17 protein-coding genes are annotated in these 16,303 nt (G+C 56.7%); 3 read left to right on the top strand and 14 right to left on the bottom strand.

What is annotated here, in order from left to right:
* Positions 1-393: 393 nt before the first annotated feature.
* The 11 genes from G5137_RS04920 to G5137_RS04870 all read right to left on the bottom strand — a co-directional run bounded on the left by G5137_RS04920 (position 394) and on the right by G5137_RS04870 (position 9,347).
* Positions 394-2,301: a fructose-specific PTS transporter subunit EIIC gene (locus G5137_RS04920; RefSeq protein WP_421255022.1), complete on the bottom strand. Its 1,908-nt coding sequence runs from the start codon at positions 2,299-2,301 to the stop codon at positions 394-396.
* Between the two features lie 535 nt (positions 2,302-2,836).
* Positions 2,837-3,613, bottom strand: coding sequence for a phosphotransferase family protein (locus tag G5137_RS04915; RefSeq protein WP_421255021.1), 777 nt, complete (start codon positions 3,611-3,613; stop codon positions 2,837-2,839).
* 11 nt (positions 3,614-3,624) lie between these two features.
* Positions 3,625-4,140 (bottom strand): AAA family ATPase, encoded by a 516-nt coding sequence (locus tag G5137_RS04910; RefSeq protein ID WP_421255020.1) that lies wholly within the window; start codon positions 4,138-4,140, stop codon positions 3,625-3,627.
* A 157-nt stretch (positions 4,141-4,297) separates the two neighbouring features.
* Entirely contained in the window at positions 4,298-4,993 is a 696-nt protein-coding gene (locus G5137_RS04905) for a hypothetical protein (protein ID WP_421255019.1), read from the bottom strand.
* A gap of 54 nt (positions 4,994-5,047) precedes the next feature.
* Complete coding sequence (locus G5137_RS04900) at positions 5,048-5,764, bottom strand: sugar isomerase domain-containing protein (protein ID WP_421255018.1); 717 nt, start codon at positions 5,762-5,764, stop codon at positions 5,048-5,050.
* A 57-nt stretch (positions 5,765-5,821) separates the two neighbouring features.
* Positions 5,822-6,280 carry a DUF6998 domain-containing protein gene (locus G5137_RS04895; protein ID WP_421255017.1) on the bottom strand — a complete coding sequence of 153 codons (459 nt, stop codon included), beginning with the start codon at positions 6,278-6,280 and terminating at the stop codon, positions 5,822-5,824.
* Between the two features lie 357 nt (positions 6,281-6,637).
* Positions 6,638-6,901 carry a hypothetical protein gene (locus G5137_RS04890; RefSeq protein WP_421255016.1) on the bottom strand — a complete coding sequence of 88 codons (264 nt, stop codon included), beginning with the start codon at positions 6,899-6,901 and terminating at the stop codon, positions 6,638-6,640.
* A gap of 124 nt (positions 6,902-7,025) precedes the next feature.
* The gene (locus G5137_RS04885; protein ID WP_076491456.1) at positions 7,026-7,505 is read right to left on the bottom strand and encodes a hypothetical protein; all 480 of its coding nucleotides are present in this window, start codon (positions 7,503-7,505) and stop codon (positions 7,026-7,028) included.
* The gene (locus tag G5137_RS04880) at positions 7,502-8,215 is read right to left on the bottom strand and encodes a winged helix-turn-helix domain-containing protein (RefSeq protein WP_266134036.1); all 714 of its coding nucleotides are present in this window, start codon (positions 8,213-8,215) and stop codon (positions 7,502-7,504) included. The genes G5137_RS04885 and G5137_RS04880 overlap by 4 nt, the downstream gene beginning before the upstream one ends.
* A gap of 180 nt (positions 8,216-8,395) precedes the next feature.
* Positions 8,396-8,923 carry a hypothetical protein gene (locus G5137_RS04875; RefSeq protein WP_266134035.1) on the bottom strand — a complete coding sequence of 176 codons (528 nt, stop codon included), beginning with the start codon at positions 8,921-8,923 and terminating at the stop codon, positions 8,396-8,398.
* Between the two features lie 31 nt (positions 8,924-8,954).
* Positions 8,955-9,347: a hypothetical protein gene (locus tag G5137_RS04870; protein WP_143233440.1), complete on the bottom strand. Its 393-nt coding sequence runs from the start codon at positions 9,345-9,347 to the stop codon at positions 8,955-8,957.
* Between the two features lie 438 nt (positions 9,348-9,785).
* Here G5137_RS04870 and G5137_RS04865 point away from each other — a divergent pair, with 438 nt between their 5' ends.
* Entirely contained in the window at positions 9,786-10,130 is a 345-nt protein-coding gene (locus G5137_RS04865; RefSeq protein ID WP_323137613.1) for a DUF805 domain-containing protein, read from the top strand.
* 166 nt (positions 10,131-10,296) lie between these two features.
* Here the strand turns inward: G5137_RS04865 and G5137_RS04860 are convergent, their stop codons facing one another.
* Complete coding sequence (locus tag G5137_RS04860; protein ID WP_103252222.1) at positions 10,297-11,334, bottom strand: Mal regulon transcriptional regulator MalI; 1,038 nt, start codon at positions 11,332-11,334, stop codon at positions 10,297-10,299.
* A 290-nt stretch (positions 11,335-11,624) separates the two neighbouring features.
* Between G5137_RS04860 and malX the strand changes: the two genes are divergently transcribed.
* Together malX and G5137_RS04850 are read left to right on the top strand one after the other, a co-directional pair.
* Positions 11,625-13,196 carry a maltose/glucose-specific PTS transporter subunit IIBC gene (gene malX / locus G5137_RS04855; protein ID WP_115522584.1) on the top strand — a complete coding sequence of 524 codons (1,572 nt, stop codon included), beginning with the start codon at positions 11,625-11,627 and terminating at the stop codon, positions 13,194-13,196.
* Between the two features lie 87 nt (positions 13,197-13,283).
* Entirely contained in the window at positions 13,284-14,474 is a 1,191-nt protein-coding gene (locus tag G5137_RS04850; RefSeq protein WP_266134034.1) for a MalY/PatB family protein, read from the top strand.
* 142 nt (positions 14,475-14,616) lie between these two features.
* On the opposite strand, the gene ruvC is transcribed toward G5137_RS04850, so the two are convergent.
* Together ruvC and G5137_RS04840 are read right to left on the bottom strand one after the other, a co-directional pair.
* A complete protein-coding gene (gene ruvC / locus G5137_RS04845) occupies positions 14,617-15,138 on the bottom strand; it encodes a crossover junction endodeoxyribonuclease RuvC (RefSeq protein WP_005334512.1) in 522 nt (173 codons plus the stop codon).
* 115 nt (positions 15,139-15,253) lie between these two features.
* The gene (locus G5137_RS04840; protein WP_266134033.1) at positions 15,254-16,303 is read right to left on the bottom strand and encodes an efflux RND transporter periplasmic adaptor subunit; all 1,050 of its coding nucleotides are present in this window, start codon (positions 16,301-16,303) and stop codon (positions 15,254-15,256) included.

Below are 16,303 nucleotides of genomic sequence, written 5' to 3'. Positions count from 1 at the left end.
ACGACATCAGGTGAGGTGACTCTAATAAGAGGGGCAAAAAATGGCTTGAGAGCCATCCCTAGTGGGGCTAGGAAATTTTCCTAGTTTTTGCGCTTTCGCGGACAAAGCGTGAGAAACATCACACCGCTGATGCCGGATTGCTGCCATTTCAGCCAGTTTGGCGCTCTGTACGAGTGCTGGTCTGGGCTGGGGAGGTGGGATGGATTGGCCAGAAGGGAGCCAGGGAAAGGTAAGGGGAGAAGTTAAGGGAAAAGTGAAGGGAGAGGGCTGATTGACCACCAATTCTCAGGTGGCGATATTGGGGAAAGGCCCGCCAGCCATCCCAAAAACAAGAGGCCACCCCGTGGGGTGGCCTCTTGTCATGTTTTACGAGCCGCGATGGCGAGGGGGCACTCAGGCCGCCTTGGCCAGGGTCACCTCGTCACTCTTCTTGACCCGCAGTTTTTTCAGGGCAACCGCCACCACGCCGGTGACGATGGCACCGCAGATCATGCAGAGCAGGGCCAGCAGCGGCTTGTTGACGGCGCCCAGCAGGGCCACGATGGGGCCACCGTGGGCAACGCTGTTGGTGATGCCGAACAGGAAGGCCATCACGGCGGCGGTCATGCTGCCCAGAATGTTGGCCGGGATAACGGCCAGCGGGTCACGGGCGGCGAACGGAATCGCCCCTTCGGAGATACCCACCAGACCCATGGCACCGGCGGCTTTGCCCGCTTCGATTTCAGAGGCATCGAAGATACCGAGCTTGCGACCGAGTACGGTAGCCAGCGACATGCCAAGGGGCGCAGCCGGGATGGCGCAGGCCATGGCGCCCATAAACTGGGTCTGGCCGGAGGCAATCATGCCCACCGAGAAGAGGAAGGCCACCTTGTTGACCGGGCCACCCATATCAAAGCCGGCCATACCACCCAGCACGATACCCAGCAGCACCAGACTGCCACCGCTCATGGAGAGCAGCATGGCGTTCAGGCCAGTCATCATGTCGGCAATCGGGGCGCCGATGATGAAGATAAAGACCGCAGCGATAAACAGGGAGCCGACGATGGGGGCGATCAGGATTGGCACCAGCGGTTGCACCATCTTGTGGTACTGACGGGTGGCAATCCAGCGCACCAGATAGCCGACCAGCAGGCCCGCAATGATGGCACCGATAAAGCCGGTACCGGCGTCAGCGCCGTAGAAGCTGCCGTTGTTGGCGATCCAGCCGCCGATAAAGCCCGGTGCCAGCGCCGGACGATCACCGATGGCGTAGGCGATATAGCCCGCCAGAATGGGGATCATCAGGGTGAAGGCGGCCACGCCCACGTTGAGGATCTGGTTCCACATGCTCCCTTCCGGGATCTGCATGCCGCTCGGGGTCGGGTTGCCGCCGATGGCGAGTGCCAGCGCAATCAACAGACCGCCGGTCACCACGAACGGGATCATGTGCGATACGCCGTTCATCAGGTAGCGATAGAGATCGGAACTGCCACCCGCGCTCTTCTCTTCACCTTTTTTATCTTCTTTGCCAGCCACATAGGCGGGGGCTTTCAGTGCTTGCTCGATCAGACCCTTGCCATCCTTGATGGGGGCTTTCACGCCGGTCTTGATGAGCGGCTTGCCAGCGAAGCGGGCCATGTCCACCTGCTTGTCACAGGCGACCACGATGGCGCTGGCGCGGGCAATCTCGTCTGCGGTCGGGCTGTTCTTGACGCCGATGGAGCCGTTGGTCTCCACCTTCACCTCATAACCCAGCTCCTTGGCGGCGCGCTCCAGCGACTCGGCCGCCAGATAGGTGTGGGCGATACCGGCCGGGCAGCCGGTGACACCGATGATAAAGCCCTTGCTGGTGGTCGGGGCCGCGCTCTGCTCCTCTTTCTTGGTCAGCAGCAGCGCCAGCGCAGCGGCCGGGGTGTTGGCCGCCAGCAGTTTGGCGATAAAGCCCTCTTCGATCAGCTTGCCGGAGAGCTCGGCCAGCACTTCGATATGGTGGTTGGCGCCGCCATCGGGGGAGGCGATCATAAAGAAAATGTGGGACGGCTTGCCATCTTCGGCGCCGTACTCGATGCCATTGCGGCTGATGCCGATGGCGACCGCCGGATTGCACACCGCCGCACTCTTGGCGTGGGGCAGGGCCACGCCCTCTTCAAAGCCGGTGTTACCCAGCTCTTCGCGGGCCCACAGATCCTTGATAAAGGCCTGCTCGTCGCTGACTTTGCCTTGCGACGCCAGCAGGCGGGCCATTTCGGTGAAGACCTCTTCCTTACGCGTCGCTTTCAAATCGAGGTTGATCAGATGTTCATTGATCAAGGTGGTGATCATGGCGCTCTCCCCGCTTCCGGTGACGGAAGCTATGCGTGAGTACGTATCGACGTACTGGATAAAAATGACCTGTTCATTATCGTGGCTCGCTCGCCCCCTCCCTATCGGACAAATGTGCTAATCACTGGATTTTTGTGCGCAGTAAAACGCGATGTGATGAAGATCCCGTTTTCAGGCAGGACTCACCATTTTCAGGTCATTGCTGATTTTTTCTTTAAAAACAGACAAATGGATTATGGTTGGCCTCGAAGCCAGGTTTGTAATGCGTCATGCCAATAAATTAATCACCAGCGGGGTCTGGATTTATATGTGGTTTTAAGGCGTTATCAGATGTGACCCTTCTCACAAAAAGTCACCATTTCGTCGGGCGGATTAGGATTTTTATGCGCCTGATGGCGGAGGCCAATCGCATTGGCTGGGCGAGCGCAGAGGGGCGTTGTTTGGGAAGAAAGTGTGGTGGCAAGAGAGGGATGGCTGAAAAGAGAGAGGTGATAACGCGAACGTCCGAATACGCTGTGCTATTCGAACCTGCGGATTACAACATATGCGCCACCGACTCTAACCAGCGGGGCACTTGTTGCCGATACCACTCCAGATATTGCTGTGCCTGCGGCTTCTCCCTTCTGGTCAGCAGATTGGTGACTTCAATAATCAGCCAGCACTTGGCCATGACGAGATGGCGCAGCAACCGCTCGCCAGAGAGCAGCGAACTGTGGCACAGATAGCGTTCAATGATGGTTTCATATTCAGCCAGCGAACCCATCCGCGGCACCAGCGGGGCCAGATCGATGGCCGGACTGCCATAACCAAATCGCTCCCAGTCAAACAACACCAGCTCACCATTGTTGCGGGTGCCCCAGTTGCCCTCATTGCTGTCTCCCGAAATCAGGCATGACTCCTCGAATAGTTCGTGACCAAGTTGCTGGATATGGCGGATCTTCTCGTTTACCGCTTCCGGCAGGAAGAGTACAGAGAGCGCCTCGTCGGTGTCGGCGAGCGACCAGCCGTGATTTTTCACCGCAAAGTCGGGTTGATAGTTGGCGTTATGCAGGCAGGCCAGCTGAGCAAAGGTCTGTTCGTTGCGGTGCAGCTGCGTGAGTGTGACCGGATGAGGGATCTGCTCAAGGAACAGGGTGTCCCCTTCGACCTTGAGCAGGGCAGGTGTGTTGAGCCCGCTCAAATGCAGTGCGGCGCGTTGGTAGAAATGGCGCTCGACAGGCGATGCGCCGCTTTTTCTGATACAGGGCTTGCCATCCAGCAGCTGGATATTGACTGAAGCGCCCCCCATTTTCGCCAGCTCCTGTTGCGTCATCCTCTACCCCGTTAGCTATGAGTGATCAGTTGTGTGAGATAGCTATTTACCTCTGTGCGAGTCGTGAAACGGTGCTTGTCGTTTGGGAATCGATCAAACAGCTCGCGATGGAATTGGCGAGAGCTTTTACCGGCTCGCTGCCCATATTCAGATGCCCACACCAGCAGTTGTTGAAAGCTCTCTTCGGCGGCCACTGCATCCCGTTGCCTGGCACTTTGTGATCCGCGCGATAGCAGTGAATCACGGCATACAGACCAGTCGAGATCCAGAAAAAGCAGGGTATCGGCGGCATCAAGCAGTTGCTCGGCCAGGGCACCAAATACCCCTTCGACCACCCATGAGGGCTCTTGAGCAAGAGTTTGAATGGCATGGTCAATCTCATGCTGGGGCCGTTTTTGGTTAAAGCCGCCCGGCTGCCAGACAATGGGGTCCAGATTGACCTCGCGGATAGTTAACCCCTCAGCCAATCGAGCCGCCAACCAGCTCTTGCCCGATCCCGAGTTGCCAATAATCAGAATTCGTTTCATCTATGAGCTCTCTTTTTTGGAACAGATTGCTGGAGGCTGGAAAGTAGAGGTGATGAAGCGAATGTCCGAATACGCTTCGCTATTCGAACCTACGGGCCATCAGGATTTATGGTCAAATTAGGTATCACCGCACATCTGCGTTATAGATAATTTTATGTTACTCATCAGCCATTAGATGGATTTCTATTTCGCCGATTAGATTTAATTTTTTGCGTCTGTACTCGTCGATAGCATAAATTTTATTTTCTTTATCTTTGGGTGGTACAGGTGTTTCTGGTAGCTCCTTAACCAAAGCAATGCATTCTTTTGCTACTAAATCCTTATCAGCTAAATCACAGATATTATCCATTAACTTTAGTATTTCATTTTGCGCATCATCAATTTTATCCACAATATCTGTGGCGAGCATAGCTCCTTTTGCTCCACGTTTAATGCTTTCCAATTTATTAAAAACTTTATGAATGGAGCCAATGATTCCAGTTCTAGCCTCCACTCTGATTACATCATGATGTTTTGCCTTAGTTTGATATAAAGATTCCGATATGATGGCATCCGATAGCCATTTTGCATCAGAGTACAGAAGTTGAAGGCCCTCTCTGAAGTCTTTATAAGAACTAATACCTTGAAGTAGAAGCATTAGTGTGCCAATTACAGTTACACGAGCTTTTATTGAACCATCTTCAAACTCAACATTGATCTCAAGACCTTCAGATAAAAAGAACTCAGTGCGAGTCAAGGAAAATATTCTTAAATTTTCCTTGAATGACTCTAACTGTTCATCGGTTTCCATACCTCTCGGCTCAACATGAATATAAGCCTGGCTAAGGATGTTCTTGTTTATATAATCTGCCACTATGTGATCTCAATTTTTGTTGATGGTTTAATTTCAAAAAACCTATATAGATATTTACATCGACTTCAATCGCCCTTGGAAATGGCGGTAAACATCATCGTTATTAAAGCCATCCACATTCTGGCTGGAGAAAATAAGTGGGGTGACGCCTTGTACCAGCGCCAGTTTCTGCGCTTCGACTACCAGCGTATTGATCAGCACCATGCCGGAGATGGAGGAGAAGGCGCCGGTGACCCGATCATTGACTTCGCACAGACCATCGCCCGGCGGCACGCAGTTGTCCAGTACCAGATCGGCCAGCTCCATCAGTTTCTGGCCAGAAGGGTGACGACTCGGGTTTTGCGCCGATTGCGCCACTGAGGTAATAGCGATCACCTTGTGGCCGCGCGCTCTGGCAAGCTGGGCCCACTCGATGGGCAGGGCGTTGCGACCCGAATTGGAGATGACCACCATCAGGTCCCCCGGCGCAATCGGCTGCTCCTCCCACAGGATGGCGGCAAGCCCCGGCAGCTTCTCCAGCGCCGAGCTGCGCAGGGCACCATCGGCGGTGGTGACGGTGGAGTCGAGCACGGCGTTGATATTGCCAAGGCCACCGGCACGGATAAACCCCTCCAGCCCGACCATATGGGAGTGCCCGGTGCCCAGCATATGGATCATCTTGTTGTGGACGATGGCCTCGCTAAACCAGTGGGCCGCCTGCCGGATCCCGGCTTCGTTCTGGCTGACCATGGTAGCGATGCGCGCTTGCAGTTTTTCGACGTACTCAAACATAACGGCGGGGATCCTTTTCTGTTGCCGGAGAGGGGAACCTCATCCTGTGAACGGGTTCTATTGGGTGACTCTTAAGATCCGCTGCGATTTATCAACCTGCTTGTTTAATTCTTTGAGCTTGTTAAGAGAGATTTGGTATTGACCATTTGAGGGCAGGGGCTTCCCGTCAAACTGCTGCCATACAAAGTTTCCCGGGCCATTAAAAATCTCTTCGAATGTGCCGTTGGGAAGAATTTTGATGGCGATGGTGTGTTCTGGCTGGCTGCGGAAGGCGACTGATTTTGCCTGCGTGGCTTTGATTTCAACTTGCAGCCCGGATGGAGATAAAGCGTCATATCCCTTGTTTGATGCATTCATCAATTCTAACCCGTAAGCATCAGCAACCAGACATTCGCCAATACTGCCGACCATATGGCCATCGGGCGTAAAGTGTCGCCCCGGAAACATTTCTTCAAGCTCCTCTACTGTCGAGTAGAGCTGTTGTACCAATCTCTGGAATCGCTTGTGATCGATCATGTTTTTTACCGCTTTGATTGTTCAGTTTTGTCGGTCGGATTGTCGAAGCGTAATTGGACGGTCACGAGGAAATTATCGCTACATCCCATTTCTTGCTGGCACGCTACCGCCCCTGGACGACAGCCTCCACTCTGCTGCTGTTAACCGGCGATGTGGCGGGAGGGGATGGCGCTATGGTGGCCAGAGCGATCTCGGCAACGTCCCTCCCAATCCCGGTTGCCAAGTGAGCCATGGTAATCAAGGTGGGGGCAATGCAAAACCGGCAGCAGGTAAAAACCTGCCAAGGATCAACAAACTACTTGCTTGATAGCGGGAGTTTATTCGGTTGGTTGTGTGACGGATGACAGACTGGAGCCATCAATACTCCAGAAACTTCTCCCCGCAGCGTTCGCAGATAAGATGTTTTACATGGGGGGTCTGGTAGGCCAGTGTTTCACCAAACGCCCAGTTGGTGATGCTGCTGGAAGTAAAGGCTTGCCAGAAGGCTTTGCGCGGATCCTTGGGCATGATGTCCTGGCTGTGATCCCGTGGCACCAATACCACGATATGGCGGGTGCGCTCCCTGCATTTGTCACAGCGATGGATTTCACTCGGCGGGTTCTGGTCGTGCGGGTTGCTCATAAAGGGGCTCGTGAAGAGAAGGGGCTCCCATCATATGCCTCTCCACTTGACTCTCAATTCACTCGCTGCAAAGAGGTGATCAGGCTCACCTTCTATCTTGGGGGGCTGGGTCTGGAGCGGGAATTTACTGTGCTTTCACCGGTACCGAAGGCCAGAACCTGTGGTAGAAATCCAGTGAACCCTCAAAATGGCCCTGCAGTATTTCCGGGTGAGGCGACTGTTGAAAAATGGCGATATGGTCGGGGGTCAGCTTCTTCCAGCCATAGTTAAGGGGCATGGTGAAGCTGCCATGCATCTTGTTAAGGTCACTCAAAGGTGATTTGGTCTGGGGGGCTTCAACCTGAGAACGTTCAGTGACGAAGAAAATGAGCTGGCTACCCAGCACAGCCTGATATGCCGTGACCATCCAGGTCGCTTTGGAGCCGTGTTCACGTTCGATGACGGTAAATTTGCCAGCTCGGCAAACGGCATAATAATCAGCCTCTTTGGACGACAGACGCATTTCATAGTCACAACCCAGACTATTTAGCAGTATCAGCGAGACCAGCAGCATCCCCAGCGAACTCGACACATAGAGCAGTCGAGTCAATAAACTACGTTTCATCGCTGTTTCTCCTGAAATTTTGCCTGCTCGTCACCCACCATCAACCAGATCTCCCCCTGTTTTGGGGTCGGCAGTTGGCTGGCTGGCTTCTGGGTATGGCAAAGGATCCCTTCTCCGGCCGGCTCGCATTTGACGGTGACCCAGGTAGTACTCAAGTAAATGCCTGTCAGTAGTAGCAGGAGCACAAATCCCCCCATCATGATCAGCATCAGATTTTGCTGCCAGCTGGACAGCGGGAGCGGCTTTGGCTCTTTGCTTGTCGTTGCAGATACCGGATGGGTTGGGTCATCCGCGGTTGACATGACAGGCGTGGCAGCAGCCTCTTCTTCACGGGCTGCTTGCGGCTGGGCTAGCTCGGCCTCCTGCACAGCGACAGCGCCGGGGGCAAGCATGAACAGATAGCCTTGCCGCGGCAAGGTTCTGATCACCGCCTCTTGTTCCGGGGTATCGAGATAGCGGCGCAGGTTGGCGATGGCGACTGGCAGTGAACTGGCGCTGACCGGTCGACCCAGCCAGCCGGTTTGCAGCAGCGTTTCTTTGCTGAGCAAGGTGCCAGCATGCGTGAGAAAATAATGCAGGAGACGCGCTTCAGCGGCAGAGACACGCATGACCGATGGCTCGCCATCCTGGCGTCGGGTCAACGTAAGTTGTTTGGTGTCCAGCACGAATCGGCCGAAAGAGTGCAAATGGGAATCCTGATCCGGAAGCATGGCGTGGTGAGCGTCTCGAGAGTCATGATGCTGAAGGTCAACTTGATAGTGAACTCTGACGGGGGAGGCTCTTTTTTGTCAAGGGACATATGTGCCTGACAGGCTTCTGTTGTTGCAGATCGTGAGTAAAGGCAGGAGCCGTCACAACAGACTCCCGCCCTGAGCAGAGGAAGAGGGGGGTTAGCGTTTGAGGTTCATGCCGAGGAATGAGCCATCTTTGCTAAAGGTGCACTCGAAGAAAATCTCGTCACTCTGCCCCGGCACCACGTATTTGCCATGGCTTTTTTCGGCGGGCAGGGTGCTGACATCATCCTTGTATCTTCCCAGATCTTCGGCAGCAAAATTCAGGCAGTAGCTGGGCATCTGGTTGACGGCAAGTCGCTGTTTGTGGTCATGACTCGGGGTTGAAGAGTGAGAGCGTTGTACGACAGCGCCACACTCATCACGTTGCTCGTCACTGATGTCATTGACCTTGCCATGTTTGACGGCTAGGCGGATGCACTGCTGATCTTGTTGGTTCCACCAATATTCGACGGTACTGCTGGGGGCAGAACCTTTTACAAAACCGCGGTCGCTCAGTTCCTGTTTGACCCAACCAATATCCTGATAATTAAGATCGGCCGTGTCGGCCGCCATTATCGGCAATGCACAACCAGAGGTGCTCAGCAAAACAGCGATAGCAATATATTTAGAAGATTTCATTTTCATGGGGATGTTCCTGTTAATAATGATAATTAAATTAGGCGTGGCAATTTTCATTGCGTGTGTCAGAGGCATTTTTTACGTCACCATGAACACTTTTCAACTGCAAACATTGATGAGAGTTGTCGTTATACCAGATGGCAAAGGAGGCATGGTTACCGTGATCATTTTGCCAGCCATCGACCATATGAAATCCATGTTGCTGCAATTGATCACTGGCCTGGCTTTCACGCATGCCGGTCAAATCTTGCTGATCGAATTGTGCTGAGCCGCTCTCTTTTCCTGATTTTTTATGATGCCCGGCATAATAGCCAATCGCACCGGCTGCACCCAATGCTGTTGCACCAATCAAGGCATCACGGGTACTGATATTCGAGCAGCCTGTGGTCAGCAAGGTCATGGTAACAAGGATGGCTAAACTTTTTTTCATATCTCACCTGTTTGGCATTTGTGATGTGGAACGTTGCTTTCTGACCTGAAGCCTAACTGGCCAGTCCAGTGAGATACCAACCAAAAATAATTATTAAAAACTATTAAAATAAATTAAATCATGAGGTTAGTGAGTGGTGTGGGCGGCCAAACGCCCATTTTCAAGCACGTTCGCTGATGCGGTGAGCAAGCCACCTCTCTCAAGCTGCGAGGCTCCCATCCAGTGCGAAAGGGGAGGCTGGCGGCAAGTGAGCCATCTGCCAGGACACGCTGCGCCATCCTCGTTTTTTATATTTTCGCGTTAATATCTTTTAATAATGTTTATTGTGTTGGTACGGCTAACGCTACTGGTTATTGTTGAACTGCTCCGGCCAATTGCGACATAACGCATTAAAATTGGCACAACAATATTTTTGTTCAGGTACTTATATCGAGGTGTGTGGTGAACTTTTATTTTAAGGCATTTAAAAACTACTTTAATTTCCACGGGCGTGCATCACGTCAGGAATACTTTATGTTCTTGCTGTTCCATACCGTGATTGCTGTGATTTTAACGCAGTTATTCAACTCCCCGGATCATATAAATTATGAACTTGGCGTGTATGGCTTGCTGACCATTATTCCTTGTGCGGCGCTGGCTGTGCGTCGGATACATGATACCAATCGTACTGGTTGGTATTTGCTGCTCGGTGCTGTCCCCATTATCGGATTTGTGCTATTGCTGCTGATTAAATTGCAAAAAGGTTCTGATGAAGCCAACCGCTATGGTGAGGCGTTGCTGTAAATAGATGGCACGGCTTCTTATAGCAATGACAAAACACCGCCAATTGGCGGTGTTTTGTCATATATGGGGATGCCATGAGTGATGGGGTGGGCATCGGCAGATAAGGCCGCTTTACTCATCCAGCTTGTGGTTCAGGCCCCCTTTACTACTCTGTAAGCCTCCTCGCTCAGGCTGACTCACGCTTCTGCAGATTGGGGGTGATGATATGGCGGTTGGGGGCGAGCTCGGGTTGCTGCATCCGGGTCAGCAGTCGTTTTGCCGCCTGACGGCCGATTTCGCGGGCCGGTGAGCTGACAAAGGTGAGGGCGGGGGAGGTGAGTTCGGCCTCCGCCACGTCGTCAAAGCCGAGCAGGGCCACCTGCTGGCCGATGTAGTTGTCCTTGCCCACGGTGCGGCCGCTCGCCTCGACGCCATAGATGGCGCCGAGCGCCACCTCGGGGTAGTGGCAGAGCACGGCGGTCACCTTGGGGTGCTGGTGCAGCAACTGGGCGATGGTGTCGGCGGCGCTGCGCTGGGTGCGCTCGCACTCCAGTACCCACTCCGGTTTGAAGGGCAGGCCATATTGCAGCAGGCTGGCGCAGTAGCCGCCGATCCGCTCGGCGCGGGTGAGGGAGTCGGCCCGCCCGCCGACATAGGCGATATGGCGGTGGCCCTGCTCGATCAGGTAGGTGGTGGCCTGCTTGGCGGCGTGGGTGTTGTCGGGGCCGATAAAGTCCACGTCATCGCGATAGTAGGAGCGGGCGGCGCACACCACCGGCAGTTCGGAGTCGAGCAGAGTCTCCAGGGTTTTGGCCGCCGCGCCGCGCACCGGATTGAAGATGATGCCCGCCACCCCTTGCCGTGACAGGGAGTGGATGCTCTGCTGCAGCCGTTCCGGGCTGTGGCCGCACTGGGTCAGAAACAGCAGATAGCCCTGCTGCTCCAGCACCTCGCTCACCCCGGCGGTCACCTCGGTATAGAAGGGGTCGGTGATGTCGCGCAGGATCAGCCCCACCAGATTGGATTGCTGGCTGCGTAGGTTGGCGGCGGCGCTGTTGGGCACATAGTCGAGCTCTTTTATCGCCTGCTGCACCCGCTCGGCGGTGGCGGGCGAGATGCGCCCCTTGCCGTTGAGCACCATGGAGACGGTGGTGACCGACACACCCGCCCGCTGGGCGACATCGGTGATCTTGGTGGCTTTGGCAGAGAGGGATTTGGGCGACATAGGGCGAACGGACGACGGACAGTTGAAAGCGAGGCTCCAGCATACCTGCTCAGATGCTCAAGTGAAACGTTACATCACCATTGGGCCGATCCGGCTCACAAATTTGGATCCTGCTGCCAGACAGCCCCCTTATTCTGTGATCTTGTCGGCACTTGTAGTTTGATAAAACGATTTATCATCCAGCAAAACCTGATGCTGACCCGCGCCTTTACTTCGAGCTTGCTTCGAGATTGCCTCGAGCGGGGGAGGGCAGCCGCAGATATTGCTGTTTATTCACAAGGAGCCGTTTCATGGCCAAGCCTCAAGCCAAATCCACCATCTGGGAGTTCCTGCAGAGCCTCGGCAAGACCTTTATGTTGCCGGTCGCCCTGCTGGCCTTCTCGGGCATCCTGCTCGGTGTCGGCAGCTCGCTCACCAGCGATGCGGTCAAGCAGAGCATGCCCTTCCTCGACAATACCGTGCTGCAACTGCTGTTCCTCTGGATGACCAAGGTGGGGCTGGTGGCCTTTATCTACCTGCCGGTGATGTTTGCGGTGGCCATTCCGCTGGGGCTGGCGCGGGAAGAGAAGGGGGTCGCGGCCTTTGCCGGTTTCGTCGGCTATGCGGCGCTCAACCTCTCCATCAACTTCTACCTGACCGTGGCCAACGTCATCGGTGACGCGGCGGCGGAAAAGGCCTACGGGGTGAAATCGATCCTCGGCATCAGCTCCATCGACACCGGGATTCTGGGGGCCATCATCGTCGGGGTGATCGTCGCCAAACTGCACGCCCGTTTCTACACCTACAAGATGCCCGATGCGCTCGCCTTCTTTGGCGGTGCCCGCTTCGTGCCCATCATCACCGCGCTGGTGCTGGGTGTGGTCGGTCTGGTCGTGCCGTTCGTCTGGCCCTGGTTTGCTGCCGGCATCAATGGCATCGGGGCGCTCATCTCCCACGCCGGTCCCTTCGGCCCCTTCCTGTTCGGTACCGGTGAGCGTCTGCTGCTGCCGCTCGGCCTGCACCACATTCTGGTGGCGCTGATCCGCTTTACCGAAGCGGGCGGCACCCAGCTGGTATGCGGTCACGAGGTGAGCGGCGCCCTCAATATCTTCTACGCCGAGCTCTCCTGCGCCGACACCAGCGGCTTCTCGGTCTCTGCCACCTCCTTCCTCTCTCAGGGCAAGATGCCTGCCTTCCTCGGCGGCCTGCCGGGCGCGGCGCTCGCCATGTATCACTGTGCCCGTCCGGAAAATCGCGGCAAGATCAAGGCGCTGCTGGTCTCCGGCGTAGTGGCCTGCGTCATCGGCGGTATCACCGAGCCGCTGGAGTTCCTGTTCCTGTTCGTGGCGCCGGTACTCTACGTTATTCACGCCATCCTGACCGGTCTGGGCTTTATGACCATGGGGCTGCTTGGCGTCACCATCGGCAACACTGACGGCAACCTCATCGATTTTCTGGTGTTCGGCGTGCTGCAAGGCACCGCCACCAAGTGGTATCTGGTGCCGGTCGCGGCTGCCATCTGGTTTGCCATCTACTACAGCGTGTTCCGCTTCGCCATCGTGCGCTTTAACCTGAAAACCCCTGGCCGCGAGATTGAAACCAGCGAAGCTGCCCAGCCTGCAGGCAAGAAGGCCGGCAACAGCGGTTACAACGGTGAAATCATCCTCAACGCCCTGGGCGGTGCCGATAACATTCTGGCGCTCGATAACTGCATCACCCGCCTGCGGATGTCGGTGCAGGACATGAGCCGGGTCGATGACAAGGTATTGAAAGCCAACGGCGCCATCGGGGTGATCAAGCTCGACGAGCACAACCTGCAGGTGGTGATCGGCCCGCAGGTGCATCTGGTGAAAAACCAGCTGCAGAGCCTGATGGGGGCCTGAATCGGCCAATAAGAACCGAACGGGGGGCGCAAGCCCCCCTTGTTTGCCTCTCCCAATATGTCTCCTGTTTATGGAGGGAGAAACTTCATGCACGATATTTATGACTTCGACCATGTGGTCGACCGCCACGGCACCTACTGCACCCAGTGGGACTATGTAGCCGACCGTTTTGGCCATGCCGACCTGCTCCCCTTTACCATCTCCGACATGGATTTCGCGACCGCCCCCTGCATTCGCCAGACCCTGGCAACCCGCCTTGAGCACGGGGTTTTTGGCTACAGCCGCTGGAATCACGACGACTTCAAGGGATCGGTGAGCAACTGGTTTGCCCACCGCTACGGGGCGAGCCTCGACCCCGAGACGCTGGTCTACGGTCCCTCGGTCATCTATGTGATTGCCCAGCTGGTGAGCCTCTGGTCGGCGCCGGGGGAGGGGGTGCTGGTGCATACCCCCGCCTACGACGCCTTCGGCAATATGCTGGCCGCCAACGACAGGGTGCTGCTGCCATGCCCGCTCAAAAAAGCAGAGGGGAGTTACCAGATCGACTGGGGCTGCTTCGAGCAGCAAGCAGCCCGCCCCGATTGCCGGATTTTGCTGCTCTGCAGCCCCCACAACCCCACCGGCCGGGTCTGGACGCGGGATGAACTGGGCCGGATGGCCGCCATCTGCCAGCGCCACGGGGTCAAGGTCATCTCGGACGACATCCATATGGATGTGAGCTTTGCCCGCTATCTGCCGTGGAGCGAGGTGGCGCCGGACGATAGCTGGGCACTGGTGAGCTCGGGCTCCAAATCCTTCAATATTCCCGCCCTTGGCGGTGCCTATGCCTTTATCGCCAACGCCGAGGTGCGGGCCGCCTATCTGCAGCGGCTCAAGGCGGCCCATGGCCTCTCATCGCCCCCCATTCTCGGGGTGCTGGCCCATATCAGCGCCTATCGGGACGGCGCTGCCTGGCTCGATGCGCTGAAAAGCTATCTGCATGGCAACCTGACCCAGGTGGTGGCGCGGCTCAATGCAGCCTTCCCCGCCATCGACTATCGGGTGCCCGAGGGAACCTATCTCGCCTGGATTGACCTGCGGGGCCTTGGCATCGACACCACCGAACGGATGGATGCGCTGCAAGCCTTGCTGGTGGAGAAATACCGGGTCGCCATCATGCGCGGCGACACCTACGGCCCGGAAGGTACAGGTTATATCCGCCTCAACGTCGGCTGCCCACGCTCGAAGGTTGACCAGGGGCTCGACGCCCTGATCGGCGCGCTGGAGGAGGTGGGGTAGAGCAAATCCATTCAACATGAGAAACATAACGGGGCCATCAGTGATGGCCCCGTTATGTGGGGAAATATAAAAAACCGCCCCGGATTTACGGGGCGGTTTTTTATTTTGCGATACCGAGATGAGTCGTGGACGACACAAGGGCTCAGCGATAGCGGCCACGTACCGAGCTGCTGGCACGGCCGGCCATCTTGATCAGGCTCTGGCGGGTGTGCAGGTGGCAGAGCGCGACGCCGAGGGCATCCGCCGCATCCGCCTGCGGGGTGGCGGAGAGTTTCAGCAGATGGGTCACCATATGCTGCACCTGCTCCTTGGCGGCACCGCCAGTGCCCACCACTGCCTGCTTGATCTGGGTAGCAGAGTATTCGCTCACCGGCAGATAGGCGTTGACCGCGGCGACGATGGCGCTGCCCCGGGCCTGCCCCAGTTTCAGGGCCGAGTCGGCGTTGCGGGCCATAAAGACCCGCTCGATGGCAAACTCGGTGGGTTTGAACTGGGTGATGATCTCGCATACCCCGTCATAGACCTGCTTGAGGCGCTCCGGCAGCTCGCCGCAATCGGTGCGGATGCAGCCAGAGCCCAGGTATTCGGCCTTGCCGCCCACGACCCGGATAACCCCGTATCCGGTGATCCGCGATCCCGGATCGATGCCCAAAATAATGCTCATGGGTGTTGATTGCTCTAAACGCGAGTGATGGCCGCCAAGATAGCAAACTGTGGCCCGTTTGGCTGTATGTCCCGGGTCAAGCGGGCAAAGATTGGCCAGCCTGCGTCGAGCGTGGTTAGCCCTTGAACAGCGCTATGGTGTCGCCATCCTGCAGGCTGCCCGCGCCGCGCACCACCACCCGATCCCCCTGCTTGAGGGCGCCGCTCACCGCCACCTGCTGGCTGTCGCCAAACAGCACGGTGACCGGCACCCGATTCACTTTGAGCGATTTGCCGCTTCTCGCCACCTGATAGACCACGCTGCCATCGGTGCCGAGCACCAGAGCGTCCCGGGGCAGCAGCATGCTCTGCTGATCCCCCAGTGGCAGGGCAACCCGTACCGGCGAACCGATGATGAAGTTGCCCGCTTCCGGTTTGAGGCGCAGCTCGATGAGGCGCGATTTGGGATCGGCGCTGGCGGCCCGCTGGTAATAGACGCCGTGACCGCTCAACTGCTCCCCCTCCACCCGCAGCCGGGTTTGCGGCGCCAGCTGCTGGGCCCAGAGAATGGGGGCCTGCAGGCGGATATCCGGCTGATCCGGGTTGACCAGCTCCAGCGCCTGCTCGCCCGCGTCCACATGCTCGCCGGGCTGGATGAAGTGGTTGTTCACCACCCCGTCGAACGGGGCATAGATGTGGCTGCGGCGCAGCTGTTCTTCAATCTGGTTTACCTGTATGGCGGCCAGTCGCTCGGCCAGCGCGGCCTGCTCCACATCGTAACTGGCCTTGTCGTACTGGCTCTGGGAGGCGCTCTTTTGCTGGTGCAGCCGGGTGATCCGCTGGGATTCGGCGCGGGCGAAGCGCAGGTTGCTCTGCCATTTCGCCTGCTCGGCGCGAGCCTGCTCCAGCGAGAGGCGCAGCGCCGTACTGTCGAGGCGCAGCAGCTCGTCCCCTTTTTTGACCCGGCTGCCAAATTCGGCGATCCACTCCACCCGGCCGCTCACTTCGGCGCTGAGCGCCGCTTGCTGGCGACTCGCCACCGTGCCGCTGACCCAGATATTGGCGGCAGCATCCCCTTGGGTCACATCCGCCAGGGTCACCATCTTGCCCTGATCGGCCAATACCGGTAGCGTGCTGCCTGCTATCAGCACAGCGCCAGCCAACATTCGGGTAATCATATGTGTCAT

The sequence above is a fragment of the Aeromonas sp. 600282 genome (assembly GCF_049175755.1).
GTDB classification, from domain to species: Bacteria; Pseudomonadota; Gammaproteobacteria; order Enterobacterales; family Aeromonadaceae; genus Aeromonas; species Aeromonas veronii_A.
This window is presented reverse-complemented; position numbering and strand designations above follow the sequence as displayed.

Coding starts and splice junctions, on each gene's coding strand:
- G5137_RS04895 (WP_421255017.1), bottom strand. CDS start 6,280: ATGATCGATCACAAGCGATTCCAGAGATTGGTACAACAGCTCTACTCG.
- G5137_RS04920 (WP_421255022.1), bottom strand. CDS start 2,301: ATGATCACCACCTTGATCAATGAACATCTGATCAACCTCGATTTGAAA.
- G5137_RS04875 (WP_266134035.1), bottom strand. CDS start 8,923: ATGAAAATGAAATCTTCTAAATATATTGCTATCGCTGTTTTGCTGAGC.
- G5137_RS04885 (WP_076491456.1), bottom strand. CDS start 7,505: ATGAAACGTAGTTTATTGACTCGACTGCTCTATGTGTCGAGTTCGCTG.
- G5137_RS04890 (WP_421255016.1), bottom strand. CDS start 6,901: ATGAGCAACCCGCACGACCAGAACCCGCCGAGTGAAATCCATCGCTGT.
- malX (WP_115522584.1), top strand. CDS start 11,625: ATGGCCAAGCCTCAAGCCAAATCCACCATCTGGGAGTTCCTGCAGAGC.
- G5137_RS04915 (WP_421255021.1), bottom strand. CDS start 3,613: ATGACGCAACAGGAGCTGGCGAAAATGGGGGGCGCTTCAGTCAATATC.
- G5137_RS04870 (WP_143233440.1), bottom strand. CDS start 9,347: ATGAAAAAAAGTTTAGCCATCCTTGTTACCATGACCTTGCTGACCACA.
- G5137_RS04840 (WP_266134033.1), bottom strand. CDS start 16,303: ATGACACATATGATTACCCGAATGTTGGCTGGCGCTGTGCTGATAGCA.
- G5137_RS04860 (WP_103252222.1), bottom strand. CDS start 11,334: ATGTCGCCCAAATCCCTCTCTGCCAAAGCCACCAAGATCACCGATGTC.
- G5137_RS04900 (WP_421255018.1), bottom strand. CDS start 5,764: ATGTTTGAGTACGTCGAAAAACTGCAAGCGCGCATCGCTACCATGGTC.
- G5137_RS04850 (WP_266134034.1), top strand. CDS start 13,284: ATGCACGATATTTATGACTTCGACCATGTGGTCGACCGCCACGGCACC.
- ruvC (WP_005334512.1), bottom strand. CDS start 15,138: ATGAGCATTATTTTGGGCATCGATCCGGGATCGCGGATCACCGGATAC.
- G5137_RS04880 (WP_266134036.1), bottom strand. CDS start 8,215: ATGCTTCCGGATCAGGATTCCCATTTGCACTCTTTCGGCCGATTCGTG.
- G5137_RS04910 (WP_421255020.1), bottom strand. CDS start 4,140: ATGAAACGAATTCTGATTATTGGCAACTCGGGATCGGGCAAGAGCTGG.